General features: G+C 63.4%; 27 protein-coding genes. 17 read left to right on the plus strand and 10 right to left on the minus strand.

Annotated features, from left to right (window positions below):
• Window positions 1-8 precede the first annotated feature (8 nt).
• On the minus strand, window positions 9-392 hold the full coding sequence (locus AC0L2H_RS10890) for a YybH family protein (RefSeq protein ID WP_473590194.1): 384 nt from the start codon (window positions 390-392) through the stop codon (window positions 9-11).
• Window positions 393-433: 41 nt separating this feature from the next.
• Window positions 434-853, minus strand: coding sequence for a VOC family protein (locus AC0L2H_RS10895; RefSeq protein WP_473590195.1), 420 nt, complete (start codon window positions 851-853; stop codon window positions 434-436).
• 214 nt (window positions 854-1,067) lie between these two features.
• Here AC0L2H_RS10895 and AC0L2H_RS10900 point away from each other — a divergent pair, with 214 nt between their 5' ends.
• The 9 genes from AC0L2H_RS10900 to AC0L2H_RS10940 all read left to right on the plus strand — a co-directional run bounded on the left by AC0L2H_RS10900 (window position 1,068) and on the right by AC0L2H_RS10940 (window position 9,824).
• The gene (locus AC0L2H_RS10900) at window positions 1,068-2,270 is read left to right on the plus strand and encodes an MFS transporter (RefSeq protein ID WP_473590196.1); all 1,203 of its coding nucleotides are present in this window, start codon (window positions 1,068-1,070) and stop codon (window positions 2,268-2,270) included.
• Window positions 2,271-2,735: 465 nt separating this feature from the next.
• Window positions 2,736-3,938, plus strand: a complete 1,203-nt coding sequence (locus AC0L2H_RS10905) for an acyltransferase family protein (RefSeq protein WP_473590197.1) — start codon at window positions 2,736-2,738, stop codon at window positions 3,936-3,938.
• A 2-nt stretch (window positions 3,939-3,940) separates the two neighbouring features.
• Window positions 3,941-5,044 carry a glycosyltransferase family 2 protein gene (locus AC0L2H_RS10910; protein WP_473590198.1) on the plus strand — a complete coding sequence of 368 codons (1,104 nt, stop codon included), beginning with the start codon at window positions 3,941-3,943 and terminating at the stop codon, window positions 5,042-5,044.
• 1 nt (window position 5,045) lies between these two features.
• The gene (locus AC0L2H_RS10915; protein ID WP_473590199.1) at window positions 5,046-6,092 is read left to right on the plus strand and encodes a glycosyltransferase family 2 protein; all 1,047 of its coding nucleotides are present in this window, start codon (window positions 5,046-5,048) and stop codon (window positions 6,090-6,092) included.
• A complete protein-coding gene (locus tag AC0L2H_RS10920) occupies window positions 6,092-7,879 on the plus strand; it encodes an ABC transporter ATP-binding protein (protein WP_473590200.1) in 1,788 nt (595 codons plus the stop codon). Before AC0L2H_RS10915 ends, AC0L2H_RS10920 begins: the two co-directional genes overlap by 1 nt.
• A gap of 14 nt (window positions 7,880-7,893) precedes the next feature.
• Window positions 7,894-8,079 (plus strand): hypothetical protein, encoded by a 186-nt coding sequence (locus tag AC0L2H_RS10925; RefSeq protein WP_473590201.1) that lies wholly within the window; start codon window positions 7,894-7,896, stop codon window positions 8,077-8,079.
• A gap of 126 nt (window positions 8,080-8,205) precedes the next feature.
• On the plus strand, window positions 8,206-8,394 hold the full coding sequence (locus tag AC0L2H_RS10930) for a hypothetical protein (RefSeq protein ID WP_473590202.1): 189 nt from the start codon (window positions 8,206-8,208) through the stop codon (window positions 8,392-8,394).
• A gap of 181 nt (window positions 8,395-8,575) precedes the next feature.
• Window positions 8,576-9,385 (plus strand): class I SAM-dependent methyltransferase, encoded by an 810-nt coding sequence (locus tag AC0L2H_RS10935; protein ID WP_473590203.1) that lies wholly within the window; start codon window positions 8,576-8,578, stop codon window positions 9,383-9,385.
• 133 nt (window positions 9,386-9,518) lie between these two features.
• Window positions 9,519-9,824 carry a hypothetical protein gene (locus tag AC0L2H_RS10940; RefSeq protein WP_107650992.1) on the plus strand — a complete coding sequence of 102 codons (306 nt, stop codon included), beginning with the start codon at window positions 9,519-9,521 and terminating at the stop codon, window positions 9,822-9,824.
• 189 nt (window positions 9,825-10,013) lie between these two features.
• Here AC0L2H_RS10940 and AC0L2H_RS10945 read toward each other — a convergent pair whose 3' ends face one another.
• Window positions 10,014-10,646: a Vgb family protein gene (locus AC0L2H_RS10945; protein ID WP_473590204.1), complete on the minus strand. Its 633-nt coding sequence runs from the start codon at window positions 10,644-10,646 to the stop codon at window positions 10,014-10,016.
• Between the two features lie 32 nt (window positions 10,647-10,678).
• Entirely contained in the window at window positions 10,679-11,899 is a 1,221-nt protein-coding gene (locus tag AC0L2H_RS10950) for a helix-turn-helix domain-containing protein (protein ID WP_473590205.1), read from the minus strand.
• Window positions 11,900-12,049: 150 nt separating this feature from the next.
• Here AC0L2H_RS10950 and AC0L2H_RS10955 point away from each other — a divergent pair, with 150 nt between their 5' ends.
• Window positions 12,050-12,799 carry a DUF899 domain-containing protein gene (locus AC0L2H_RS10955; protein ID WP_473590206.1) on the plus strand — a complete coding sequence of 250 codons (750 nt, stop codon included), beginning with the start codon at window positions 12,050-12,052 and terminating at the stop codon, window positions 12,797-12,799.
• Window positions 12,800-12,898: 99 nt separating this feature from the next.
• Window positions 12,899-13,192, plus strand: a complete 294-nt coding sequence (locus tag AC0L2H_RS10960) for a hypothetical protein (protein WP_473590207.1) — start codon at window positions 12,899-12,901, stop codon at window positions 13,190-13,192.
• Between the two features lie 98 nt (window positions 13,193-13,290).
• On the opposite strand, the gene AC0L2H_RS10965 is transcribed toward AC0L2H_RS10960, so the two are convergent.
• Window positions 13,291-14,145, minus strand: a complete 855-nt coding sequence (locus AC0L2H_RS10965; RefSeq protein WP_473590208.1) for an aldo/keto reductase — start codon at window positions 14,143-14,145, stop codon at window positions 13,291-13,293.
• Window positions 14,146-14,229: 84 nt separating this feature from the next.
• Here AC0L2H_RS10965 and AC0L2H_RS10970 point away from each other — a divergent pair, with 84 nt between their 5' ends.
• On the plus strand, window positions 14,230-14,490 hold the full coding sequence (locus AC0L2H_RS10970) for a hypothetical protein (RefSeq protein ID WP_473590209.1): 261 nt from the start codon (window positions 14,230-14,232) through the stop codon (window positions 14,488-14,490).
• A gap of 47 nt (window positions 14,491-14,537) precedes the next feature.
• On the opposite strand, the gene AC0L2H_RS10975 is transcribed toward AC0L2H_RS10970, so the two are convergent.
• The 3 genes from AC0L2H_RS10975 to AC0L2H_RS10985 form a co-directional block, all read right to left on the minus strand.
• A complete protein-coding gene (locus AC0L2H_RS10975; protein ID WP_473590210.1) occupies window positions 14,538-14,780 on the minus strand; it encodes a hypothetical protein in 243 nt (80 codons plus the stop codon).
• Between the two features lie 104 nt (window positions 14,781-14,884).
• Window positions 14,885-15,325, minus strand: coding sequence for a carboxymuconolactone decarboxylase family protein (locus tag AC0L2H_RS10980; RefSeq protein ID WP_473590211.1), 441 nt, complete (start codon window positions 15,323-15,325; stop codon window positions 14,885-14,887).
• A gap of 370 nt (window positions 15,326-15,695) precedes the next feature.
• Entirely contained in the window at window positions 15,696-16,739 is a 1,044-nt protein-coding gene (locus tag AC0L2H_RS10985) for a GlxA family transcriptional regulator (protein ID WP_473590212.1), read from the minus strand.
• A gap of 708 nt (window positions 16,740-17,447) precedes the next feature.
• On the opposite strand from AC0L2H_RS10985, the gene AC0L2H_RS10990 reads away from it, so the two are divergent.
• A complete protein-coding gene (locus tag AC0L2H_RS10990) occupies window positions 17,448-18,911 on the plus strand; it encodes a coiled-coil domain-containing protein (protein ID WP_473590213.1) in 1,464 nt (487 codons plus the stop codon).
• Window positions 18,912-19,115: 204 nt separating this feature from the next.
• Here the strand turns inward: AC0L2H_RS10990 and ampC are convergent, their stop codons facing one another.
• The gene (ampC, locus tag AC0L2H_RS10995; protein WP_473590214.1) at window positions 19,116-20,276 is read right to left on the minus strand and encodes a class C beta-lactamase; all 1,161 of its coding nucleotides are present in this window, start codon (window positions 20,274-20,276) and stop codon (window positions 19,116-19,118) included.
• Window positions 20,277-20,376: 100 nt separating this feature from the next.
• Here ampC and AC0L2H_RS11000 point away from each other — a divergent pair, with 100 nt between their 5' ends.
• Window positions 20,377-21,297, plus strand: coding sequence for a LysR family transcriptional regulator (locus tag AC0L2H_RS11000; protein WP_473590215.1), 921 nt, complete (start codon window positions 20,377-20,379; stop codon window positions 21,295-21,297).
• A 77-nt stretch (window positions 21,298-21,374) separates the two neighbouring features.
• Here AC0L2H_RS11000 and AC0L2H_RS11005 read toward each other — a convergent pair whose 3' ends face one another.
• A complete protein-coding gene (locus AC0L2H_RS11005; RefSeq protein WP_473590216.1) occupies window positions 21,375-22,001 on the minus strand; it encodes a TetR/AcrR family transcriptional regulator in 627 nt (208 codons plus the stop codon).
• A gap of 358 nt (window positions 22,002-22,359) precedes the next feature.
• Between AC0L2H_RS11005 and AC0L2H_RS11010 the strand changes: the two genes are divergently transcribed.
• The 3 genes from AC0L2H_RS11010 to AC0L2H_RS11020 are packed head-to-tail and all read left to right on the plus strand — an operon-like array spanning window position 22,360 to window position 26,113.
• Window positions 22,360-22,845: a (2Fe-2S)-binding protein gene (locus AC0L2H_RS11010; protein ID WP_473590217.1), complete on the plus strand. Its 486-nt coding sequence runs from the start codon at window positions 22,360-22,362 to the stop codon at window positions 22,843-22,845.
• Window positions 22,842-23,825: an FAD binding domain-containing protein gene (locus AC0L2H_RS11015; protein ID WP_473590218.1), complete on the plus strand. Its 984-nt coding sequence runs from the start codon at window positions 22,842-22,844 to the stop codon at window positions 23,823-23,825. Before AC0L2H_RS11010 ends, AC0L2H_RS11015 begins: the two co-directional genes overlap by 4 nt.
• Complete coding sequence (locus AC0L2H_RS11020) at window positions 23,822-26,113, plus strand: xanthine dehydrogenase family protein molybdopterin-binding subunit (protein ID WP_473590219.1); 2,292 nt, start codon at window positions 23,822-23,824, stop codon at window positions 26,111-26,113. Before AC0L2H_RS11015 ends, AC0L2H_RS11020 begins: the two co-directional genes overlap by 4 nt.
• Window positions 26,114-26,166: the final 53 nt, after the last annotated feature.

Below are 26,166 nucleotides of genomic sequence, written 5' to 3' on the forward strand. Positions count from 1 at the left end.
GAGGAGGATTAGCCTTGCGCGGTCAAGAGGTTCGCATCGCGGGCCAGCCGCCATTGGCCATCCGCCTCCTTGCGCAGGAGCGTCAGCGTATATCCTGATCGACGCACCGGCTCGCCGTTCGGCGGCGTCGCGGTCATAACGATGCGACCGCGCATGAAGGCCCAATCGCCGAGAAGCTGCAACTCCACGATCTCGTTTGTCCCGTCGAGCTGAACGCCGGCCATCTCCTGCGCGGCCGCCGCGAAGATCTCCTTGTCGAAGGGCTCCCGGCCGGGAACCATGAAGATCGCGTCGTCCGTCATCAAGCTCAGCACGGTCGCTGTGTCTCCACGCTTGCTCGCATTCATCCACGTCTCGACCAGCTTTCGGATTGCCTTTTCATCGTCCGTCATCGTTACCTCTTCGGGTTTGAATTCTCCTCGTCACCTTGTCGTCAGAAGGTGATCTTCACCGAAGCGGCGCTGCGCGCTGCCGGCCCGTGGAAGACGGCCTCGATGTTGTTGCCGTCGGGATCGAGCAGGAAGGCGGCATAATAGCCGGGGTGGTAGGACCGCTCGCCCGGCGCGCCATTGTCCGTGCCGCCGGCCTCGAGCCCGGCCTTGTGGAAGGCGTCGACCATCGCGCGGTCCGTGGCTTGGAAGGCCAGGTGATGACGCCCGGTCAGCTTGCCCAGGGCCGCCCGGCTGGCGGGGCTCGAGACGAACAGTTCGTCGGCCCAGAAATAATCCTCGGCGCTGCCGCCGATCGGAATATCGAGCACCTTGAGAACCCCCTCGTAGAAGCGGCGGCTGGCCTTGAGATCCCTGACCACAAGTTGGAGGTGGTCGATGAGACGGCCGCGATGAAGTTCCATGACTGATGCCTCCTGATCGCAAAGGTTGGAAATCTAGCTTTGAACAGTGCATCGTCAATGCAAGGGGGAGCAATTGAATCGCGCCTTCGCCGACTGGATAAAAAATGCAACCGGATTGTCGGATTTCATGCAGCGACATCGTCCTTCGGACGCAAGCGGCGCGACGAAGCTCAAAAAAAGTCGCGCCGTGTCCAAACGATCTCGGGAGAAAAGCATGAGCCTTTCCTATCGTTGGGTCATCGTCGCGGCAGGCGCCGTGATGACCTGTGTCGCGCTCGGCGCGATGTTCTCGCTGGCGATCTTCCTCGAACCGATGGCGCTCGACACGGGCTGGTCGCGCGCCGGCATATCGAGCGCGATGACGCTGAACTTCCTGGTGATGGGTCTCGGCGGCTTCGCCTGGGGCGCCATCTATGACCGCTTCGGCGCCCGCCCCGTGGTGCTGGCCGGCGCGGTGCTGCTCGGCCTGGCGCTGGTGGTGGCGAGCCGCGCCAGCTCGCTTCTCGTCTTCCAGCTGAGCTACGGCGTCATCGTCGGCCTCGCGGCAAGCGCCTTCTTCACGCCGATGATCGCGCTGACCGCCGCCTGGTTCGACACCAACCGCAGCCTGGCCGTTTCCCTGGTCTCGGCCGGCATGGGCGTGGCGCCGATGACGATCTCGCCCTTCGCGCAATGGCTGATCACGGCCTATGACTGGCGTGCCGCCATGTTCGACATCGGCGTGATGGCGTGGGTGCTGCTTTTGCCGGCGGTGCTTCTGGTGCGCCAGCCGCCGGTGCCAGCAGCTGTCGCCGACGCCTCAGGGCCGGTTGCGGAGGGCGCCGGCATGTCGGTGCGCCAGGCGCTGCTGTCGCCGCAATTCATCGTTCTTGGGCTGACTTTCTTTGCCTGCTGTGCCGCACATTCAGGGCCGATCTTCCACATGGTGAGCTATGCCATGCTGTGCGGCGTGGCACCGATGGCGGCAGTCTCGATCTACAGCGTCGAGGGTCTGGCCGGCCTGGGCGGCAGGTTGTTGTACGGCGTGCTTGCCGACCGGCTGGGCGTCAAGCCGGTGCTGATCGCGGGGCTGGCGATTCAGGCCGTGGTGATCGCGGCCTATCTGGCGGTCAGTGAACTTGGTCAGTTCTATACGCTCGCCGTCATCTTCGGCGCCACCTATGGCGGCGTGATGCCGCTCTATGCGGTGCTGGCGCGCGAGTATTTCGGCCAACGCATCCTCGGTACGGTGTTTGGCGCGGCGACCATGCTGTCCAGCCTCGGCATGGCCTTCGGGCCCCTGGCCGGAGGCATGGTGTTCGACGCCTACGCCAACTATTCCTGGCTGTTCATCGGCTCGGCCCTTGTCGGGCTGGGCGCCGCGGGGATCGCGATCGCCTTCCCGCCGCTGCCACGCAGGCAGCTGCAACCGGCGTAGAGTGAGAGAGCGGGATGCGTTGAATTGGGCGTCCCGCTCTCTCCATCTGCTTTGCAGGGCCTCCGTTTCGTCCTGATCGGCAACCGGTGTGCTGCACTGCAGCACGCTCGCATCTATAGCGAGCAGGCGAAGTCTGGGCGTAAAACTGTCGAAATCCGCGCAAATCAGGCGTTTTCATGCATTTCGCCGACCGCCTCACGCGACTGTTTCAACATCGTTAACATTTTGTGTTGCGGTGCACCATTGTTCTCCTATTCTCCCCTTTTGAGGGGCATGACTTTCGGGAAGAGGGATTTCCTCTCGCCTGGAGGTCTGGTCGCCTGGAGGTCTGGTGAAGCGTTGTGTTGACGCAGTCCGCAATTTGGCCCGCCGTTTGGCAGGGGACGGTGGAGAACCGTTTGAGCGCACCGCGCTAGCCTCCAATCGGCGATTTCATCGGGGACATCCTTCTGGCGGGCGCGGCTGATGCGACGCGATTTGCAACTGGACGCGCTGCGGGCCATCGCCGTGACGATGGTGATGTATTCGCATTTCTTCGCGGCGGGCGGGTCTTCGTTCTGGGGCCATATCGGCGTACGACTGTTCTTCGTGCTGAGCGGCTTTCTGATCACGCGCCTGCTTCTGGAAGCGCGCGCGGCCGCTGAATTCGAAGCCTTGCCCGCTCTGAAGTCCTTCTATGTCAGGCGGGCGCTGCGGATATTCCCTCCTTATTTCGCCGTGCTGGGTTTCGTCTGGCTGGTGGACCTGGAGCAATCCAGGGGGTCGCTGGCCTGGCACGCGCTTTATCTGTCGAATTTCTGGTTCGCATTGCGCAATGAATGGACGCCCTGGGTGCTTGCCCATCTCTGGAGCCTGAGCATCGAGGAGCAGTTCTATATCGTCTGGCCGTTGATTGTCCTGCTGGCGCCGCGCCGGCGCCTCGGGGCGATCTGCATTGGCGTCATCCTGTTGTCGCTGTCCTATCGCTTCTACTGGCCGATCACTGGCGCTCCCAACCTTGCGCGCGACCTGTTGCCGCCCGCGTCGATGGACGCGCTGGCTGTGGGTGCGCTGCTTGCCGTCCACCGAACCGGAACGGCTCTGTTGCCGCAGTGGCTGCGACTTGGCTGGCCGGCGTTCGCGGCCGCGTTTTTTGTCCTGCAATGGTTTATCCCGACGCCGGCAGAATCCGTGCAGGAATGGGGCCGCTGGCTGTTGTTGGAAGTCCTCCCGCTCGCGCCGCTCGTGGCGGTCGTCGCCAGCTGTTCGCCGGGTCTCGGCGGTTATCGCGGGAAGCTTCTCGACCTGCCGCCGCTGCTGGCGCTTGGCCGCATCAGCTACGGCCTTTATCTCTACCATCCCATCGTCCTGTCGCTTGCCGTCAAGTCCCAGCCCTGGATCCCCGTCAACGTCTCGGAGCAAGGGCCGGGGCGGCTTCTGGTGGCAGGAACGGCGACCGTCATCGTCGCTTCAGTCTCATGGCTGCTTTTCGAAAGGCCGCTCAACAGTCTCAAACGCCACTTTCCCTATGTCGCTCCGGGAGCCGGCCCCGCCATCCGGGTCAGCGGCGGCAGCAGCACTGCCGGATGGATCGCAGCAGGAGCGTATCCCCCGATATCGCCCGGTATATCGCTTGACGGCCGCAAACCGTCCCTGGCACGCGATCTCCGACGAACGGATCGGAGCTGACCATGGCTGCTCCCTTGGTGTCCGTTCTGCTGCCGATCTACAATGCCGGACCGTATCTGGCCGCCGCGCTCGGCAGCATCCTGCGGCAGGACTATGAGCGCCTGGAGATCATCGCGATCGATGACGGCTCCACGGACAATTCACTGCAGGTCCTGCAGACATGCCGGCAAGCCGACAATCGTATCTCCATCATCTCACGTGAAAACCGTGGCCTCATCGCCACCTTGAATGAAGGATTGGCTGCGGCGCGGGGCGAACTGGTCGCCCGGATGGACGCCGACGATGTCGCCTATCCCTGGCGCCTGTCGCGCCAGGTGGATGTCTTCAAGCAGCAGCCCGACCTCGCCCTGTGTGGCGCGGGCGTCGATTTCCTGCTTGGCAACCGCATCGTCAAGGGCCTGCCTGACCCTGTGTTCAAGGATAATCAGCTGCGTATATTGTCGATGTTCTTTACAATATTCATGCATCCGACGGTCGTATTCAATCGGAATGTCATAAAGGACGATACTCTATATTACGACGGAAACTACAAGTATGCCGAAGATTTCGATCTCTTCAGGCGGCTCGCCGACCGGTATCCGGCGGCCATGATCCCCGAAAACCTGATCGCCTATCGCATCCATGGCGACAGCGTGACCAACCGGCACAAGCGGGAAATGCGAATGACACATTTGAAGATCGTGGCCGAGAATCTAGAGCGAGAAGGCCTCACGCCAAACACGCGGGACCTCCGCGACGTTGGCGATGCTGTCTCGACGGAAACGGTACGCCGCGCCGCCGGATGGATCCTCGCTCTGGAAGAGAGGATTTCCGGACTGCCGGCGGAAACGAGGTCGAGCCATGCGGCCGGCGCGTTGAATCTTTTCTATTTTCTCTACCAACTCATATCGGATGAGATGCAACCGCCGTTGACGCATGAATTCCTGACGCGGACCGCCAAATGGAACCTCATTCGGCGCCGCGAGCGGTACGCATTGCGTGCCGGCGCCTACGCGCCGCGGTTCAGCCTCGTCTCGATGTCGGCGACCAGGCAGGTGGACGCCTTGTCGCGGTATCTGCAGTCCGTGCCGGCCGCGGCGGTTCTGCCTTCCTATCGGTTCAGCTAGAATGACCGGCAAATCACACGAACTTCTGCAGCACAGTCGCTCGACGACATTTGCGCCGCTTTCAGCCGATCCCCGGGCGAAGCATGGACCCGTGCCCGAGGTCAGCTTCATCGTCTCCACGCGCAACCGCGTCGCCGTGCTCGAGCCTTGCATCAAGTCGATCCAGTCCGCGTGCCGCGCCCATCCCGCCTTCGCGGCCGAGCTGGTGGTTGTCGATAATGGCTCGACCGACCGCACGGCGGAACGCCTGGCCAGCATCGCCGACATGTCCGACATCCCATTCACTGCTGTTTGCGAGCCAAAACGCGGATTGGCGGCCGCCCGCAACGCCGGCCTGGGTCGCGCGCGCGGCCGTGTGCTGGTCTTCGTCGATGATGATTGCGCAGTCCACAAGGATTATCTGCGCGATTTGCAGCGATACTATGCGGCTGGGGAACGGGTCATCCGGGGAGGGCGCGTCGAGATCGGCGATGCCAGGGATCTGCCGTTCACGATCAAGCGATCGCCGGTCCGCGAGCGACTGACCCCCGATGTCCATCCCGGCGGCTTCGTGCTGGGCTGCAACATGACGATGCATCACGATGTCGCGGCCCGTATCGGACTTTTCGACGAGCGGTTCGGCGCGGGCGGTCCGCTGCGCTCGGCGGAGGATACGGATTACCTTGTGCGTGCGGTCCTGCTCGGTATCCCGGTCGAATATGTGCCCGACATGACGGTGTTCCATCATCACGGCCGGCGCGATCGCAAAGCCATCGAAAAGCTCCACCGGGACTATAGCCTGGGCAATGGCGGGCTGTGCCTGAAACATGTTCGCCGTGCGCCCTGGCTGCTTCGCCATTTCTACTGGGCCGTCAGGGCGGCTTTCCGGGAATTGGTGAAGGGTCCTGCGTTCGATCGCGAACTCAAGCTGTCGCACTGGCCGATCGTCGTCATGAATATGCTCGGAGCGGGCAAATTCGCGGTGCTTTTGCTGGCGAGAAGACCAGAGACGCCGCAAGTGCGGCAGGATCGACAAGCAAACGCCGAGGCGAGGGTGAATACGCCATAATGCGACTGTTGCCGCCAAGCCTGCCCATGCTGTACCGCGCGCTCGGAAAGAGGCAGCTGCGCCTGCTTCCCGCCGTGGTGGTACTTGGTCTTGCCAGCGCGGCCCTCGAAGGGTTCGGCATAGGATTGATCATCCCCTTGCTGAACATCATCATGGGGCAGCAGGATCAAGCCGGAATGGCCGGTTTCTCCGCCGTCTTCCAGCATGTTGGATCTGACCTGAGCGAGCGCGACCGGTTGATCGTCATTTCGCTCGCCATCCTCGGCTTGATCCTCCTGAAGAACATTCTCGCCTTCGCCAACACGCTGCTGACGACCTTCATCCATGGCAAGGCAAGTCATTCGATCCGCAGCGCGCTTTCGGAGCAGCTCCTGAAGGTGGGTTACCCATTCTTCCTGCAGCAAAGCCCCGGCCGGCTGCTCAACATCATCTCCAACGAATCCTGGCGGGCGTCGGATGCGATCCAGATCATGCTGGCGGCAATCGTCAACGCATCGGCGGCAATCATCCTGCTGGCTTTTCTGCTGCTGCTGTCGTGGCAGATGACATTGCTGGTCACATTGGGGCTGGCTCTGGTCCAGATCGCGCACGCCATGCTGTCGGCCAATCTGAAAGCGCCCAGCCGTAGCGTCGCCTCCCGCAACAGCAATCTCGCCTCGCAGATGCTCCATCTCGTGCATGCCGGACGTCTGATCCGCATTTTCGGACAGGAGGAGCGCGAGAAGGCGGTATTCGACCAGGCATCCGACGCGGTTCGCCGGGCTGGCTTTGTCCTGCTTACCCGTCAGGGAGCGTTGCCGCCGCTGACCGAGGTTCTGCACGCGATGCTGTTTCTGGCGGTGGTGATCGGCGCCTGGTTCGCGGATATGAATTTCCCGCTGATCGTGGCGTTCGTCATACTGCTCTACAGGCTGCAGCCCTATATGCGGGCCCTGCAAATGGCCTGGAGCCAGCTGCAAGGCCTGAGCGGATCGCTTGAAGAGGTTCAGTGGATGCTGGATCCGTCCGACAAGCCCGAGCCTCCGCAAGGGAGCGGACCGTTCCACGGCCTGCATCAGGGAATCAGCTTCGACGACGTGACCTTTACCTATTCTGGCGCGGACCAGCGCGCGGTCGTGCTGCATGCGGCGACGTTCGACATTCGCAGCGGCCGCTCGACGGCGCTGATCGGTCGCTCGGGCGCCGGCAAGACGACGATCGTCAATCTTCTGTGCCGTTTCGTCGAGCCCGACGCCGGCAGAATTCTCGTGGACGGCTCGCCACTGAACCAGATCGATCCCAGCCAGTGGAGGAAGCAGATTGCATTGGCCAGCCAGGAGCTGGAACTGGTTGATGGCAGCATTTTTGAAAACATAATCTATGGGCAGGAGACGGCCTCGGCCGCCGACGCCGAGCGCGCGGCAAGGCTGGCCGAAGCGCATGAGTTCATCCAACATCTGCCGCAAGGCTACAAGACGGTGGTCGGCTACAGGGGCGTCAACCTTTCAGCGGGACAGAGGCAGCGGATCGCACTGGCGAGAGCGCTGGTACGCGATCCCGATATTCTCATCCTCGACGAAGCCACCAATGCTGTGGATGGACTGTCGGAAGCGGCAATCGTCGAGACGCTGAAGTCGAGGGCCGGCCGCCGCACGACCATCGTCATCAGTCATCATCACAGCACCATCTCGTTCTGCGACGACGTGGTGATCCTCAGCGGCGGCCGGGTAAAGAAGCAGGCGCCTTTCGCCGCGCTGGCGACGCTCAGCATGGACGAGCTTTACCAGCACGAGCCGGTCGACCGGTAAGGATGCCGCCAGCCATGGCGGCGCTCCATGCGGTGCTGGTGTGTGACGATTTCGCGCAGCGCATTATCGGTGCGGTGTTCGGCGGCATGGCCTTTGGCCAGCAGCATGGTGTTCGACGCCATTCGCGCAAAAACCCGCCCCAGCTTTCCGGGGCGGGTCTGTTGCCTGAGGCGGAACTCCACACATGGCCGCGACAATGATGGTCGCGCCAGGCTGGTGAAGATCGGGTTAACCGACAATTTGATTCAAGTCCGGCTGTGGATATTTGCTTTCGGGTAAAGCGGGTCGGCCATCCTTGGCGGACGGCGGGCAACAAGGAGAAGCTAATGAAAAGCGACTTTGCCGCCGCACACCTCCACCTGGAACGAGCCTGTCACTACCTGCGCGGCGACGACGAGACGAGCAGCGAGGTTCGGGCTGCTTTGGATCTTCTGATCGAGACAATCGTCGCGGCCCAGTACACGCGGCCAGGCGCGGACGTGGTGGAATTCCCCAGAACGGCAAGGCTGCGCTAGGCCGCGATCGCTCCGACGCGGCAGCGTGAAACCAGCCGATCAATCATACGCTTGAGTTCGCCTACCCCCTGACATTGAACGCCACCCGGCTCATGCCTTCCTGGCCCTCTGGTCCAGGCAGGCAGGGGAGCGTATCCTTGCCACGATCATCCTTTGGGATTGTCTCGGGAAGGAGATGGCGATGGCTGAGGCAGCGCGTCACGACGCCTGGCAGGCCGGGGATAGCTACGACCTCTATATGGGACGATGGAGCCGTCAGATCGCTCCCCTGTTCCTCGATTGGCTTGATCCGGCGGAAGGGCTGGACTGGCTGGAGGTGGGTTGCGGAACCGGCGCGCTTTCGGCAGCCATACTGGCGCGTTGCAACCCCGGGAGCCTGGTGTCGCTGGACCCGTCGGAGGGCTTTCTCGCCAAGGCGCGGGCAAACGTGGCGGATGAACGCGTCGCGTTTCTCGCAGGCGATGCGCAGGCCCTGTCCGTGGAATCCGCCAGCAAGGACATGGTCGTGTCGGCGCTGGTCCTCAATTTCATCCCTGACAAGGAGAAGGCGCTGGCCGAAATGCGGCGGGTCGCCCGCGACGGAGCGACGGTTGGCTTCTATGTATGGGATTATCCCGGCGGCGGCGTGGAGTTCATGCGCGCCTTCTGGACCGCCGCGAAGGCCCTCGATCCCGCCGCCGCCGACCTCACCGAGGACCGGCGCTTCCCCTTCTGCACGCCCGACGGGTTGACCGATCTCGCAGGCAAGGCCGGCCTCGTTGCCGTCGACTGCACCAGGATCGAGGTGCCGGCCGTGTTCAGGGATTTCGAGGACTATTGGCATCCCTTCACCCTGGGCGCGGGGCCAGCACCCGGCTATTGCATGAGCCTCGCGCCGGAAGCGCGCCAGAGATTGATGGAAAGCCTCCGCGACAGCTTGCCGCGCGGCAAGGGCGGATCCATTCCCATGAAGACGAGAGCCTGGGCAGTCAGGGCCAAAGTTGCCCGCTGACCGCGAGATCTCGTCGCGCTAGGCATGCAGGCCGGCGACGATATCGGCGTTTCCTTGCAAAGTTCGGGTTGACCGCTCCCGGGCGCAAAGCGACACTCCACCTTGATGGACGCGCAGGATGCAGGAGAATGCAATGGACGAGCCCGATCGTTGGCGTCACATGGCGAGCGCGCCAAGGGATGGCAGCCGGATCCTGGTCACGGTCAGACCGTCCGAACAGGGGCCGGCGGAAGTCGACCTAGCTTACTGGTCGCGGGCCGACCAGTTCGGCGCCGAGGGCTGGCGCGCCTCCGACTCCTCGCCGGGGCGCGTGGTCGAATATGCCGAGCCGGAGCTGAAATGCTGGATGCCGCTGCCGTCGGCCAATCTGAGCAGGGGGTCGATGCCTTCACCCTGGGAAGGCGAGGACGTGCCGCTGCTCGACGGCTCCGGGATCTGAGAGACCGTTTGGAAATTCTACTCTGGCGGCCATCTGATGGCGTTTTCTGCGCTTCCGGTGCTCACGGACCCAAATGTCCGCTGCGCTCCGGTTCTCGAAACCACCACCATATGAATCGCCAGAGCGAATTTCGAAACGGTCTCTAAGGCGAACGGACAAGCTCACGCAATAGGCGCTAGCCGCCGCGGCTCATTTGGGCCGGCGTACCGCTCTCACCATGCCGCCGGGTCCGCCGCCGCAGAAGAAACAATCGCCGCCATCGGATTCGAGCCCGGACACGCCTTTGCCGGCCGGCATATCCAGCCGCTGCAGAACCTCGCCGGTCCGCGGATCAACCTCCCGCACATCGCTCTGGTCGCCCTCCCAGGTGCCATGCCACAGCTCGCCGTCAACCCATGTCACCCCGGTGACGAAGCGGTTGGATTCGATGGTGCGAAGAATTGCGCCTGTCTCGGGGTCGATCTGGTGGATCTTGCGGTCGCGGTTCTGCCCCACCCAGAGCGTGCCTTCGGCCCAGGTCAGCCCTGAATCGCCGCCGCCGCCAGGCGCCGGGACGGTGGCCAGCACCTGGCCTGTGTCGGGGTCGATCTTCTGGATACGGTCCTTGGCGAGCTGGAACAGGTGCCGGCCGTCATAGGCGGTGCCGGCGTGTGCCGCGACATCGATCGTGCACAATGTCTCGCCGCTCGCCGGGTCGAAGGCGGTCAGTCTGTCACCCGAGGCAAACCATACCTTGTTTCCGTCAAAGCTCACCCCATGCACGCTCTCCACCTCCGGAAAGGGTCCGTATTCGCGCAGGATTTCGGCCGCTGCATGTTTCATGTCGCTATCCTCACCATGTTCGTGATGCTTTCTTATCCATTCGGCAGCGGCGCCGGGAGTAACAAGGTGGTCGTGAATCCGGCCACTGGCGGCGTCATCCAGCGGCGCGCCCGCCCGTGCCCGAACGACTGCACCTTGCCGGCCTCGGCGAGTTGTTCCAGCGCGCGCTGCACGCTGCGCTGGCCGGCGCCAAGCGCCAGCGCCAGCGCCGAGCTTGCCCAGGATTCACCATCGGCAAGGAAGGCAAGCACCGCCGCGTGCCGCTCTTCGATCGGCCGCGCCAGCACCACCACCTCGCCGGCATGGCGCGGCGCCAGCGCAAAGCCCCGGCTCGTCGCGCCAATGTCGGCCAGCATCCGCAGTTCCGCGCGCAGCCGGCCGATCTCGACCCGCAGCCGCGCGCGATGCGATTCATCGGCGTGCTTGCCGCCGAAGGCCCGCGCGATAAGCGTCGCCCTCGACACATCTCCAGGCCAGGCCTCGGCGAGCGCGCGCGCCAGCGCAAACAGCACCGGGCGCGTTGCCAGCGAGACCGTGGTTTCCTGCTGGCGCGCGGCATAGCGGAAGGTATCGACGACCAGCGCCGACGAGGCCTGCAACGCCTCGACTTCCTCAAGCAGCAGCGGGCGCTCCTCACCCTGTGCGACGAGCCGCGCCGCCGGCGTCTCCAGCGCCAGGAACGCGCTGTCGACCTCCGCCATAAGGCCCGGGATGCCGGCCTGGCGGGCGGCATGGCGTGCCCACTCCAGCGCCGTGCGGGCTTTTCTCGTCTTGAGACGCCGCATCGCGATGCCGGCGACAGCCAGTTCATGCGCGGCCCTGGAGGCCGGCGGAAGTGGCGCCGGATCGAGCCCGGCCAGCACATGCTCGGCCTCGTCGAGCCGGCCGATCAGCAGCAGACGCCGCACTTCGAGGTGTCCGGCATGTGCGGCGTTCAGCCGGTCGCCATGCTTTTCCAGCGTCGCCCGCGCAGTGTCGAGCGCCTTGGCCGGCCAGCCGAGGTCACGCGAGACCAGCGCGATCTCGGCCTCGGCGACGATGCATCTGGCGCGCGCCACCGCCTCCTTCGGGCCGAAGGCACGCACGGCCCGCCGCAGCAGCAGCTTGGCGCGATCGAAATCGCCGAGCTGCGCCATGGCGATGCCGCGCAAGGCGAGTGCCGGCGCGTCCTCGCGCAAGGCGACGCGGTCGAGCGCGCCGAGCGGATCACCCGCCGCCAGCGCCAGTGCCGCGGCCGTGATCAGCGAGTCCATTCAAATCCCGTCACGCCAAATCCCGGCACACCAAATCCCGTCACACTTGTAACTCCCACCTTCCAGCGCAAGGCGCCTACTCTATCTCACGAACCGCAAGCAACAACACGTCGCGCCGGTGGCACGACACAGGCTGGCAAGGAGAAGACCATGACCACGCACACCGCAATGAAGACACCACCTGTCGTTTCGCAGCAAGCCTGGGAAGCGGCGCGCGAAGAGCTGCTGGTGAAGGAAAAGGCCACGCTGCGCGCCAAGGACGCGCTTGCCGCCGAGCGCCGGCGCATGCCGTGGATGGCGGTGGAGAAGGCCTATACGTTCGAAGGGCCTGACGGGAAGGCGAGCCTGCTCGACCTGTTCGAGGGCCGCCGCCAGCTTATCGTCTACCGCGCCTTTTTCGAGCCGGGCGTGCATGGCTGGCCGGATCACGCCTGCCGCGGCTGTTCGCTTGGAGCCGATCAGGTCGGCAATCTCGCCCATCTGAACGCCCGCGACACCACGCTGGCCTACGCCTCACGTGCGCCGCAGGCCGACATTGCGCGGCTGAAGAAGCGGATGGGCTGGGAGATGCCCTGGTACACCATCACCGACAGCTTCGACGCCGACTTCGGCGTCGACGAGTGGCACGGCCATAACGTGTTCATCCGCGACGGCGACCGCATCTTCCGCACCTACTTCATCAACAACCGCGGCGACGAGGCGATGGGCACCGTCTGGAGCTATCTCGACGCGACGCCGCTCGGCCGCCAGGAGGTTTGGGAGGACTCGCCCGAAGGTTATCCCCAGACCCCGACCTACAAATGGTGGAACTGGCACGACAATTACGATGCCGCGCCCGACAAGAAATGGGACGAGGTGTCTAGTGCCGGCGAGGCGGCGTTCCGGGACAAGGACGACTAGGGCGATGGACTTGGGGGGAGCAGCCGGCGCCGTTTGCGAGTGGCGCCGGAGCTCCGCTCCCATTGGCTAGCGCCAGCGCTCTATTGCAGGAGACAGATCATGAGCACGATCCATAGAGATGTCGGCAGCGCGCTCCCCGGCGAAAACGCAAACGCAACTGGCGCGGCAGCCCCTGGCATTGCCGACTGGCTGTGCCTTGCCGCGGCCCCGACCTTCGCCCTGATGGCGCTGCTCACCATTTTTAGTGACGATGCTGCGATGCTGTGCATGGGCGCGAATGCCTCGCCGTTTACCGGCCTGCCTCTAACCGGAATGCCGGCGATGTATCTCTTGATGAGCGCCTTCCATCTGACGCCCTGGCTGAGGGTGATTTCCGGCCGGCAGGCCCGGTAGGGGGCCATCCACCCCCTTGTCCATCCGAAGGGCGACGCTGCCAATCTTCCCATAGGAGGTAGATCAGCAGCGTCGCCGTCGGCTCTCGGGCTTGACCTTCAGAACAAAAATGCCGCCGTGGCAGGGTTCGGGCCGTTGCGGCCGTCGGGCGAGTCCATGCCGCGGATGACCTCGAGGTCGTTCGGTCCCAGCTCGAAATCGAAGACATCGAAGTTGGCGGCGATCCGCTCCTGATGGATCGACTTTGGAATGACGATCAGCCCTTCCTGAAGATGCCAACGGATGATGATCTGGGCCACCGACTTGCCGTGCTTCCTGGCGATGCCCGCAAGGGTCGGGTCGCTCAGCAGCCGGCCGCTGCCCAGCGGACTCCAGCTTTCGATGCGGATGTCGTGCCGGGAGTGGTAGTCCCTGAGGTCGCGCTGCTGAAAGCGGGGATGCAGTTCGATCTGGTTGACCGTGGGCGTCACGCCGGTCTCGCCGATGATCCGCTCCAGATGGTCCTGGTTGAAATTCGAGACGCCGATCGACTTGATGCGGCCGGCTCGCCTGAGGTCGATCAATGTCTTCCATGCCTCGACATATTTATCCTGGCTGGGTACCGGCCAGTGGATCAGGAACAGATCGATCCGGTCTATGCCGAGCTTGCTCATGGTCTCGTCGAAAGCCAGCAGGGCGGCGTCACGCTGATGCGCGCCATTGCGCAGCTTCGAGGTGATGAACAGCTCGCGTCTCGGCACGCCGGCCGCGCGGATTGCCTGTCCGACCCCTTCCTCGTTCTGATAGCCCTGGGCGGTGTCGATCAATCTGTAGCCGGCCTCGATTCCCCAGCCGACGACTTGCGCCGTGATGGCTGGATCGACCTGCCACACGCCAAGGCCGATCTGGGGAATGACGGACCCGTCGTTCAAGGCAATTTGTTCGGGTCTTTTCAAGGTGGTTTGTTCAGGCATGTTCAGGTCCTTCTCCATCGTTCCGCCCGGCGCACGCTCTATCTAGTCTCAATGCCCGCCAAGGCGAGTCGCTATCAGGAAAATGTGAGGACAAGGACGCACGGCGCCGATCCACCTGCGCTTCTGGTGGCGAAGACGGACAAGACAGGACGAAACAACGCGCTCATCGAGGCCATCAAGGGCCGGCACTACGAGATCGCGGAATATTTGCTGGGCTCCGGGAGAGTGAACTTTCTCAACAAGGAGATGAGGCTGAACGCCCTGATCTGGGCAGGCAGCAGCCGTAACCGTCACCTCAGCGAAAAGCTCGAAGCGGCGATCCATACTTTCTTCGAAGGCAAGTAAGCCTCGCTTCCCACTACAGCCAACCGCCGGCGCGAAGCGACCAGCAATCACTTTCGCGCAAGCGGCGTCGACCGGCTTTTGAGGAGGCGAAAGATCTGCAGCATGTTCAGGCTGATGAAGAACATGTTCCAGGCGACCACGTTAAGCATTGGCTCTGGCTGGCTATAGAAATATGTTGCCAGGCAGCAGGCTGCCACGATAGTCAGGAGACGCAAGCGAAGCATATCCATGGTAAAATACGCGATCACATACAGAATGTTCGCAAAGTTGACCAAAAGTTCCATGTTCATGTCCTTTCCGGCGATGCCTTTGCCGGTATTCGCAGGCCTGTTGTTCCGAGGTTCTATGCAGGGCGGCGAGCAGCCGCCCTGGATAGAACAGTCGAGACCTGCTCTTATTCGCCGCCGAAATCGGCCTTGAAGGTTTCGAAATCCACCTGGAGACCGTTCAACACCGTGCTCCAGTGGCGCACATAGGCTGCCTGCACGACGGCTTCGGCGACTTCCTCGTCCGTCGCGCCTGCTTTCTTGGCGAGGCTGGTTTCGAGCCAGATGCAGTACTGGCAGGGGATCTGCGCCGCGACCGCGAGGTTGATCAGCGACTTGACTTTCGGATCGAGCTTGTTGCTTGGGTCCGCTGCAAGGCCCTTGCTCATGGCCCAGGCACCGGCGACGGCGCTCTTCGGATATGCCTTCACGTAGCCCGGCACGAAGCCGTAGGCAGCCTGAACGTCCCTGTAAGTCTGTTCGGGCGTCGGCATCTGCTGGGCCTTGGCCGGCGCTGCGAAAGCGAGAGAGGCAACAGCGAACGCTGCAGCGATGTAGGTCAGTCTCATGGTCGTTTCCTTTCAGGTTCACCCCCCCTCTTGAAGGCAGGCGAACGGGTTCGGGCGAACCTGATGGTTCGGCCGGTTTGTTAAATTCCGAAGCTTTTCAGTGGCTTCGAGCGAAGTCTGACGACGAGATCGGGCACGTCCATTTTCGAGGACGGCTGCGGGCCAGCATCGACAGATTGGTCGTCTCCAGATGGTTGCCGACGTGCCCTCCACTTGGTGTCGTTGAGCGGCGAGCCGGGTTCCACTTGGGTGGCTGGTGTCTATGCGGGAGGAGCTTGAGGGAACAGGTCAGCTTTGGAAATAAACGGTCCGAAACGGACAGGTTGGCGCACAAGCCAGTGTCAAGCTGCAAGCGGCGTGCACAATCTTTCTATCCAGCGGCAGCCTGGAAGAACGCGGCCGGAGGCGGAAGCATGCGGCGGCGGTATGCGGCCGGTGAAAGGCCGACAAGTTTCCTGAACAGGCGACGGAAACTCGACGCCTCGGCGTAGCCGACCTCGCCCGCTATGTCGTCCGGCGGCATGTCGGTGGTTTCGAGCAGATGCTTGGCTTCCTCGATGCGCAGCGTCTGGACATATTCAATGGGCGACTGGCCGGTGGCAGCGCGAAAGCGACGCAGGAAGCTGCGCTCGGTAAGCCCGCTCTGCTCAACCATCGCCGCGACCGGGGTCGCGCTTGCATAGTTGTCGGCTGCCCACAACTGCGCGGCGCCGACCAGCGGGTCCTTGTGCTGGCGCGTGACGGTGAGCGAGGCGAAGGGGAGCTGCCCGTCTGCATGCCACTGCAGCAGGAAGAACTTTGCGATGCGACGCGCTTCCTCCAGGCTGTGGACCCGCGCGATAAGATAAAGCAGCAGATCGTGCCAGGACGTCGTGCTGCCGGCCGTGATGACACGGTGGCCTTCGCCGACCGGCACCAGCACGCGCTCCTTGCGCAGCTTGATCCGCGGAAACCGGCTGCGAAAATCGTTCTCCCACGCCCAATGGGTGGTCGCATCTTGTCCGTCCAGGAGGCCGGTCATCGCAAGCAGGGTCGAACCCGTACAGACGGAACACACAATGGCGCCTTCGGCGTGGGCTCCGCAGATCCAGTCGGCGATAGCGGAATAGGTGTTGGGCACTGGATCGCCCGGCATCACCGCCAGATCCGGTATGATCACGATGTCGGGCGACGGATGATCGGCGAAACGGCCGTCCGGGTGGATCGTCGCACCGTTGAATGTACGCAATGGCTGGCCATCCATGGAGAGAACAACCGGCTTGAAAACGGGGGCAGGGTGCTGCCGGTGCAAAAGCTGCCATGCGAGTCCTACCGAGGACATGACTTCGTAGATGCCGTAGACAACCGAGGCGGCAGCCTCCGGCGTTGCGACAATCGCAATCGCCAGGGGATCGTCAGGCTTGCGTGGCTTCATGTCCGTTTTGCACCGTTTCGCGTCAAATGAAAGCTAGCATTTTACGACGAGTGCGAACAGCGCTGGCCGCACGGCAATCAGAATTGCCCTGGGGTTCTCGGCCCTTTGGGCAAGATGGAACGAAACAACGCGCTCATCGAGGCCATCAAGGGCGGCACTATGAGATCGCTGAATATTTGCTGGAATCCGGGAATGTGACTTTCTCAACAAGGAGATGCGGCTGAACGCCCTGATCTGGGCTGGCAGCAGTCGTAACCGTCATCTCACGAGAAGCTGTAAGCCGCGATCCATCATTTCTTCGAGGGCAAATAGCTGTTGCCGAAGCAAGACCTGGCCCGATGATTGCCACTTGCCGGCTTCGGCGTCTCCAACCCGTGAGGAGAATGTCGCCCTCTCTCGGCTAGAAGCCACGCGGCCCTACGCGAGGAAGTTGTACTGGGGGCATGGTGATTAGCCGGCTTCATCGTAAGTGCGTCCGTCGCCTGCGTTTTTCAATCCGGCCTCCATCTGCGAAGGTGACGGTCGTATCGCGGTTTGTGTCATTCGAACAGACGAGGACAGTGGCCAAGCCTGTGCCTAGCGTGAACTTGGCCCTATGCGCTCACAATCGGGAGAGAGGTTGAGTTTGTATCCGGCCTGTATGGGAGGCGAGGATCAAACCCTGAAAGCTCCCTTCCTGATGGCGTTGTACGAGAAGGGAGTCCGGTTATGAAGTTCAAAGCTCTGATCAAGCGTGCCGAGGTTGTGGATGGAGCGTTCGAGCAGCTCGAATCCGATCTGGCAAATGCGTTCGATGAATGTATCAGCCTGGACGATGAGTGGCCGCCGGAGGATGCGGTCGGTATCTTGGACGAGAATCTCGCGGCAAGGAATGACAACACGCTGCCTGAGAACGATGCGATGTCCGAGGACAATGCGCTGCTGCTGGAGGACAATTCGGGCGAAACCGCGCGGCGGCTGACTTCCCACGCCCAGACGCGGCTGGCCGCATTGAATGCCGTCGACGAGCTCTTCCACGATGCGCAGGACTATATGGGGGAGATCAATGCGAAGCTGTCGGAGATCGCGACCTCGCATCATTTGACCGGCGAATATTTGAAGCTTCTTCACGGCGACATTCTTCGCGCCAACGAATTGGAACTGGCGAATGCCAGCCTGACCACGCAGCAAAGAGCGCTGTCGGACCAGCTTCACGACGCTACCAAGAAGCAGCGCGAGCGCGACAGCGCCATCGAGACCCTGCAGCAGCGCGAGACAAGCCTGATCGAGGACAAGGAAGCGCTTCGCGTTGCGCTGGCCGCGGCCAGGCTGGAACTGGTCGTGGCAGGCAATGCGAGCGCAAAACGCGAGGCGGAGTTCGGCGACCTCGTCAAAACGATCTCGGCCAAGACGGTCGAGGTCGACAGACGCTCGCGCGAGAACGAGATGCTGCGGGAAAAGCAGGTCAGCCTTTCGATCGACCTCGACAAGGCGCTGAAGCGGGAAGCCGAGGCGCGGCATAGGCTGGATGAACTGTCGACGATCCACGCCAATGACGCGGCGCGGCTTGCGGACCTGCTGGCTGCGCTCGGCAAAAGCGAAAAAGAGGAAATGCGGCTGCAGAAATCGCTTGATGTCGCGCAAGCCAAGCTGTCGGAAATGACCGAAGCGGCGCGTATCAGGGAAGGCGACAAGGAAGCCGAGCTGCAACGCAGCCTGGCCGAGATGAGCGGCCTGCGGTCTGAAATCCAGGGCCTGCAATCGCGATTGCAGCTTGCCTCGCACGAGAACAGCGAAGCCGCCGGCGAGATCGCCAGTCTCAAGGCTCGATGGAACGATGCGGTTGCCGAAAAGCAGATCGCGGAGCAGAAATTGTCCGCGCTCGTCAAGGAGAACGAGCACGACAAGATGAGCCTTTCGACGGTGAGCGCCAACCTTTCGCAGCTTTCCCTGCAGCAGGCTTCCGAACAGATTCAGCACGATGTCCAGAGGCAGGAATGCGAGGATCTGCGCGCCGAGGTGGCAATGCTCAACGCCCGGGTCAAGGAACTGTTGCCCTATGAGCGGCTCCATAAGGTGACAAACGCCAGGTCGCGCGAAGACACCGTGGTCGAGATCACCGGCGCGGTGGCGGAGAAGGCGCGCGCCACCAGCAGGCGGCGCGTCCGTCCGAGCCTGCGCGCCGCGTCATAGGCAAGGCGCGGCGCCGAGCGCGTGACGATCGTGATCGCCGTGGACCGGGCCGGCTGCTCATGGCTTGGCCTCAACTCATCGCGTAAACGTCTCGACGGTGATGCGTGCGAAGGGGCGGGCACAGGAGGGGCTCGCCCGTGATAATTCGTGTTGCTGCCGAGAAAGTTCGGCGGATGCGGCTTTCGCTGCGATCAGATAGCCGGCCTATTCGGCAAGCCGTGACAGCACGAGGTAGGCGGCCTTGACCCGCGCATCGTTCGGATAGTTCTTGTTGGCGAGCATCACGATCCCGATTTTCCTGGCCGGGATATAGGCGACATAGGCGCCGAAGCCGTTGGTGGACCCGGTCTTGTTGAGGATCACATCGCCTCTTGGAGCCATCGGCGGGTCGATCGCGGTCGCCGGGACAGAGCCCAGCATTTTCGTCGAGTTGCCGGCGACAATCTTTGCCAGCTCGACCGGATAGGGATATTGCTCCCAGATCAGGTCCTGGATGAGTTCACCAGAGCGGAAGTAGCCGGTGTGCGTGGCATCGACCGCACGCGCGATACTGTCCGGCACCTTGCCGATGCCCATGTTCACTTCAAGGAAGCGGGCCATGTCGACTGTGTTCGACTTGACCCCGTAGGCCTCGATCGCGAGCAGGGCAGGGGTGACCCTGGCCGGCTTGTCTTTGCGGTTGTAGCCCCATGCGTAGGATGCCATCTCCGCCTTGGGCACTTCGATATAGGTCCGCTGCAAGCCGAGCTTGGGGAAGAGCTGCTTTTCCATCAGCGTCCGGGAGCTTGCGCCCATCGCCCTGGCAGTCGCCATGCCGAGAAGGCCGACGCTGGGATTGGCGTAGGTGCGGTACATGCCTCGAGCAAATTGCGGCCTCCATTGGCGATAGTAGGCGATGAGTTGCTTCTGGTTCTTCACCGCAGCGGGCAATTGGAGCGGAAAGCCGCCGGCCGTATGCGTGCCGAGATCCAGCAGCCTGACATCGTCGAGGGCACTCCCTTTCAGCTCGGGCATGTGTTTGCTGACGCTGTCGCCGAGCGACAGCTTGCCCTCGACTTCGGCATAGGTAGCCAGGGTCGCCGTGAAGGTCTTGCTGACCGAACCCAGCTCAAACAGTGTGTCGTGCGTGACGGCTGCCTTGGTATCCTTCGCGGCCACACCGTACTCGATGAAATAGCGCTCGCCGTTCATCGTCACGGCGACGGCCAATCCTGGAATCCCGTATTGCGCGATCATCGGCTTCATTGCGTCGTCGACTGCCTGCCGCACCCTGTCGGCCTGATCCGCACCATAGGCGCTGGACAACCCCATCAACGCACTGGCGACGAGGTTGGAAGCGATCCTGGCAGACAGTCGGCTGGGCATGGGAGGTTCCTTTCAGTTGAACGGTTGCGGTTTATGACCCCTTCGAACCAAGGGCAAACAATGATAAATCGGATCAGCTATTAGATTATCTTGGGCATCGATGGTTCGACCTTATCTGCCACTGAACGCGCTGCGGGCGTTTGAGGCCTCGGCCCGGCATCTCAGCTTCACACGAGCCGGGATCGAACTGGCGGTAACGCAGGCCGCGGTGAGCCAACAGGTCCGATCTCTCGAACAGAGGTTGGGCATTCAGCTGTTTCGCAGACTTCCGCGCGGTCTCAAGATAACGGCGGAGGGTGAAGCGTTGCTGCCGATCGTCAGTGATGCCTTCGATCGCCTGGCAAGAACGCTCGACCGCGTTGGATCGGCGAAGGTGCGCGAACCGCTCGTCGTTGGAGCCGTCGGAACCTTCGCGGTCGGCTGGCTGCTGCCTCGGCTGGAGGATTTCCGGCGTGTCCATCCGTTCGTCGAACTCAGGCTTTCCACCAACAACAATCGCGTCGACATGGCCGCCGAAGGTTTGGATTTCTCCATCCGTTTTGGCAACGGCGCCTGGCATGGCCTTGATGCGACTGAGCTTTTCCAAGCGCCACTGACGCCGCTATGCACGCCCGAACTGGCAGCCACGCTGCATACGCCACAGGATCTGGGCGAGCTTACACTTTTGCGCAGCTATCGCATGGACGAATGGAGCCGCTGGTTCGGGGCTGCCGGCACGGACGTTCCGCCGAACATCTCAGGGGCGATCGTATTCGACTCATCGCTCGCCATGATGGAGGCTGCCGAACAAGGAGTGGGGGTTGCCCTCGCTCCAGCGCTGATGTTCTCACGGCAATTGCGGAACGGTTCGATACGGCGTCCGTTCCCGGACGCCATTTCGCTCGGCAGCTATTGGCTGACCAAACTCAAGTCGAAGACGCCGACGGCCGCGATGCTGGCGTTCGCCGGCTGGATCGCCGCGCAGGAGCCGGGGACCTTCGACGGGCTGCCTGCCGATGCGCCTTCGCCTCCTCAGCCCTGAAGCGAATTTCCGCCGTGGGTGGTGCCACGAGCGTCCGGGAGCGAATGAGCAGGAGGTGGAGCGTTGCCCGCCCTTCATCAGTCCTTTGCGGACTTCCCAGCCCCAAACCTCAAACCATCCATCAAGAGCTTGACCAACCGCCGCGAGCGGTCGCGCCAGTCCTCGGTGTCGGGCGCCGAATAGATGCCGCCGAGCGCGTGCAGGACATCGGAGGCGTCGACATCGCCGCGGATCGTGCCTGCCGCCGCCGCCGCCTCGACCAGCCGTCTGAGCGCTTGCGTCACCCGGCCCGAAATATCCGAAAACAGCGTCGAGTTGGTGGACATCAGGATGCGAAGGCTCGTCGACAGGCCACGCTTGGTGGCGATGTAGTCGACGAAGCGCTGCATCCATTGTTCCAGCGCGAGGTCGGGCGGATGATGCAAAGCGAGTTCGTCGGCGGCCGCGCACAACCCTTCCACCTCGCGGCGATAAACCACCTCGACCAGATGCTCGCGCGTCGGAAAATGCCGGTAGAGCGTGCCGATGCCAACGCGGGCCTGGCGGGCTATCTCCTCCAGCGAGGCATCGACGCCATGCGCGGCAAAGGCGGCCGCGGCGACCTCGATCAGCCGGTCGCGGTTGCGCTGCGCATCGGCGCGCAGCTTTCTTGTCGCTGCGGCGTCGGGGTTGTCTTCAATCGTTACGGACGGCTGTGAAGCCAATTTTTTCTCCACTGTCGAATATGGGGCTTGAACCCATGCGGGTCAGCCCCCACGTAATAAACGGAGGCGCCTCCGTTTTAGTGGAGCACCCTTATCATATAATCAGGGGACCCGGTATGTCACGTGTTGACAGGATAATCTCCCCCCTTGAGGGGGAGATGCCCGGCAGGGCAGTGGGGGTCGGTTCGACCGAGCGCGGCCTCCTCCCTTGCGACAGTGGAGGTTGGCGCTCCCTGCGAGACGACCCCCTCTGGCCTGCCGGCCATCTCCCCCTCAAGGAGGGAGATTAGCTCTCACCATCGCCTCGCCATTCCTTCGCCCTACCCCTCAGCGTCAAGCAACTGGAGCCAGACGCCCCATGACAAGCAAAACCCTGATCCCCATCCAACTTCAAATCAACGGACATCGCCACGAATTGGAAGTCGAGCCGCGCGTTACGCTGCTTGACGCCTTGCGCGACCATCTCGACCTGACCGGGACCAAGAAAGGCTGCGACCAGGGCCAGTGCGGCGCCTGCACCGTGCATGTCGACGGTGAGCGCGTGCTGGCCTGCCTGACGCTTGCCGCCCAGGCCGAGGGCAGGGCGGTCACCACTATCGAAGGGCTCGCTGGTGAGGATGGCACGCTGCACGCGGTGCAGGCGGCCTTCCTCGAACAGGACGCCTTCCAGTGCGGCTATTGCACGCCGGGACAGATCATGTCGGCGGTCGCCTGCATCCGCGAAGGCCATGCCGGGTCGGATGACGAGATCCGCGAATACATGGCCGGCAATCTGTGCCGCTGCGGCGCCTATCCGCACATCGTCGCCGCCGTGCGCCAGGCAGCTACGGAGGTCGCGTCATGAGGGATTTTTCCTATCTGCGCGCCAGTTCGGTCGACGCTGCACGACAGGCTTCGGCGCTGCCGGGCGCCATGCTGCTTGCCGGTGGCACCACGCTGATCGATCTCGCCAAATGCGGTGTCGCCGAGCCTGATACGCTGGTCGACATCAGCCATCTCAGGGGGTTCGACGCAATCACGGTCAATGACAGTGGCGCCACCATCGGCGCGCTGGCAAAGATGAGCGGCGTTGCCGACCATGCCGATATCAAGAGCCGGTATCCCGCCGTCTCGGAAGCGCTGTGGCAGGCGGCCTCGGCGCAGATCCGCAACATGGCGACCATCGGCGGCAATCTGATGCAGCGCACGCGCTGCCCCTATTTCCGCGATGGCGAAAACTTCCCGGCCTGCAACAAGCGCAGGCCCGGCAGCGGCTGTTCGGCGATCGGCGGGGTGACGCGCGGCCATGCCGTGCTCGGCACCAGCGAAGCCTGCATCGCCACCTATCCCGGCGATCTCGCCGTTGCACTGGTCGCCTTCGATGCAATGGTGCATCTCGGTGACCGTCAGGTCGCGGTCGACGACTTCTTCCTGCTGCCGGGTGCTGCGCCACAGCGGGAACATGCGATCCAGCCGGGCGAGGTGATCACCGCGATCAGCATTCCAGCCTCCGCTGCTGCCAGACGCTCGACCTATCTCAAGGTCCGCGACCGGCAATCCTATGAGTTCGCTGCCGCAAGTGCCGCCGTCGGTATCGAATTCGAGGCGGATGGCCGCACGATCCGTGATCTGCGCGTGGCGCTTGGCGGCGTCGCCACCAAACCGTGGCGGGCGCGCGGTGTGGAAGCGGCGCTGAAGGGCAAGGTGCTGGACACGGATGCCGTCAAGCGCGCCAGCCTGCTCGCCGTCGAAGGCGCCGTCGACCATGGCGCCAACCATTACAAGATCGAACTGGCGCCGCGCGTCGTCGCCCGTGCCATCCTTAAATTGGGAGAAACGGCATGACCGTTCACATGAAAAGACATGGTGATGCTTCCGACGGTACGGAGGCTGTCGGCGGCCGGTTGTCGCGCGTCGATGGTCCGGCCAAGATCACCGGCGCCGCCAAATACGCGGTCGAGCAGCGGCTCGACGGTCTTGCCTATGCCGTGCTGGTCGAAAGCACGATCGCCGCTGGCAAGGTGCGTTCGATCGACACGGACGCTGCGCAAGCCGCGCCGGGCGTGCTCAAGGTGCTGACGCCGGACAATATTCCGCCGCTGAAAACCGCTTCGGACTGGTTGGGCACGCCGCCGCCGGATGCGCCCTACTGCCCGCTGGCGCGCGACATCACCTTCTCAGGCCAGCATGTCGCCGCAGTGGTGGCCGAGACTTTCGAGCAGGCCGTAGCGGCCGCGGCACTCGTCAGGGTCAGCTATGACGAGGCCCCGGCCATCGTCGACCTCAGCGATGGCAAGGCCGGCGACGGTATCCCGATCGACGCAATGACCAAGGAGTGGGGCGACGCGGCGGCGGCATTCGCCGCCGCCCCGGTCCGGATCTGCGCCGCCTACAACACGCCGCGCGAATACCAGGCACCGATGGAGCCGCATGGGCTGATCGCGCGCTGGGAGGGCGACCAGCTGACGGTGTGGGAGCCGAGCCAATGGCTCGACGGCATGGCGCGCACCTATGCCGAATGGTTCGACGTGCCGTTCGAGAATGTGCGGCTGGTGTCGCCCTATATTGGCGGCGGCTTCGGCTCCAAGGCGCTGGCGCTTGGCCATGGCGCGGTGGCGGCGATTGCCGCAAGGATGCTGGAACGGCCGGTGAGACTGGTGATGACGCGGCCGCAGACCTTCACCGGTTATGGCGGCCGGGCGGCGACGCGGCAGACGGTGACGATCGGCGCCGACGCCGATGGAATAATCCAGTCGATCGTGCATCGCGGCGTCAATGAAACATCCATCGACGGCATGTGGGTCGAGCCGTTGGGCTCGACCACCTCGATCATGTATCAGGCGCCCAATTTCTCCTCGCGGCAGAATGTCGTGCGGGTCAATTCGGTGGTGCCCGGCGCGATGCGCGCACCGGGCGAGAACCCGAGCGCCTTCGGCATTGAAAGCGCCATCGACGAGCTTGCCTACGAGGTCGGCATCGATCCGCTGGAGATCCGGCTGCGGAACTATGCCGAAGAGGATCCGCACGCCAAGAAGGCGTGGTCGACGCGGCAGTTGCGCGAGGCCTATGCCGCCGGCGCCGAACGTTTCGGCTGGTCGAAGCGCAGCCCGCAGCCGCGCTCGATGCGCGACGGCAACCAGCTGATCGGCTGGGGCGTCGCCGCCGGCACCTATCCGGTGCGGCGCGCCTACGGCGAGGCCATGGTGCGCATCCTGGCCGACGGCTCGGTCGAGGTCGAAAGCTCGTCGATCGACATGGGGCAGGGCACCTACACGATCCTGGCGCAGACCGCCGCCGAAACGCTCGGCGTGCCGGCAGACAATGTTGTCGTGAAGCTCGGCGACTCGCGCTTTGCCCGCGCGGGCGTCACCGGGGGCTCGCGGCTGGCCGGGGTGATGACCGGGGCGGTGCACAAGGCGGCGAGTGCGGCGCTCGACGAGCTGGTCGGGCTGGCGATCTCCGATCCGCGCTCGCCGTTCCATGCGCTGCAGGCCAACACGCTGGTCGTCGCCAATGGCCGCATCGCCTCGCCGCGCGGCGAAGGCCCGGAGGTCTCGATCGCCGAGCTGCTGGCCAGCGTCGGGCGCGACCGGATCGAGGCGAAGGGCGACACCATGCCGGCCAATTCGACGGCCGAGGAGCGCTACAAGAACTACACCACCATCGCCATGGCGCTGCCGCACACCGAGGGCGATTATTCCAGGTACAGCTGGTGCGCGCATTTCATCGAGGTGCGGGTCGACGAGGATTTCGGCACGGTCAGGGTGTCGCGCGTGGTGTCGGCGCTGGATTCGGGCCGGCTCTACAATCCCAAGCTCGCCGAAAGCCAGTGGAAGGGCGGCATCATCATGGGCATCGGCCAGGCGCTGCTGGAGGAAGGCATCGTCGACCGCCGCCATGGCCGCATCGTCAACAACAACCTCGCCGACTACCTCGTGCCGACCAATGCCGACATTCCCGACATCGAGGTGATTTCGGTCGGCATTCCCGACCTGCATTCCTCGGCGCTCGGCGGCAAGGGCGTGGGCGAACTCGCCATCGTCGGCGTCGCGCCGGCGATCGCCAACGCGGTGTTCCATGCCACCGGCAAGCGGATCCGGGATCTGCCGATCACGCTTGAGAAGCTGATCTAAGGTTGTCGGTACGGCTGCCGATCTTTCCAACAAGGGAGTTCGGCAGTTTTACC

This window comes from Mesorhizobium sp. WSM4871, from assembly GCF_055811295.1.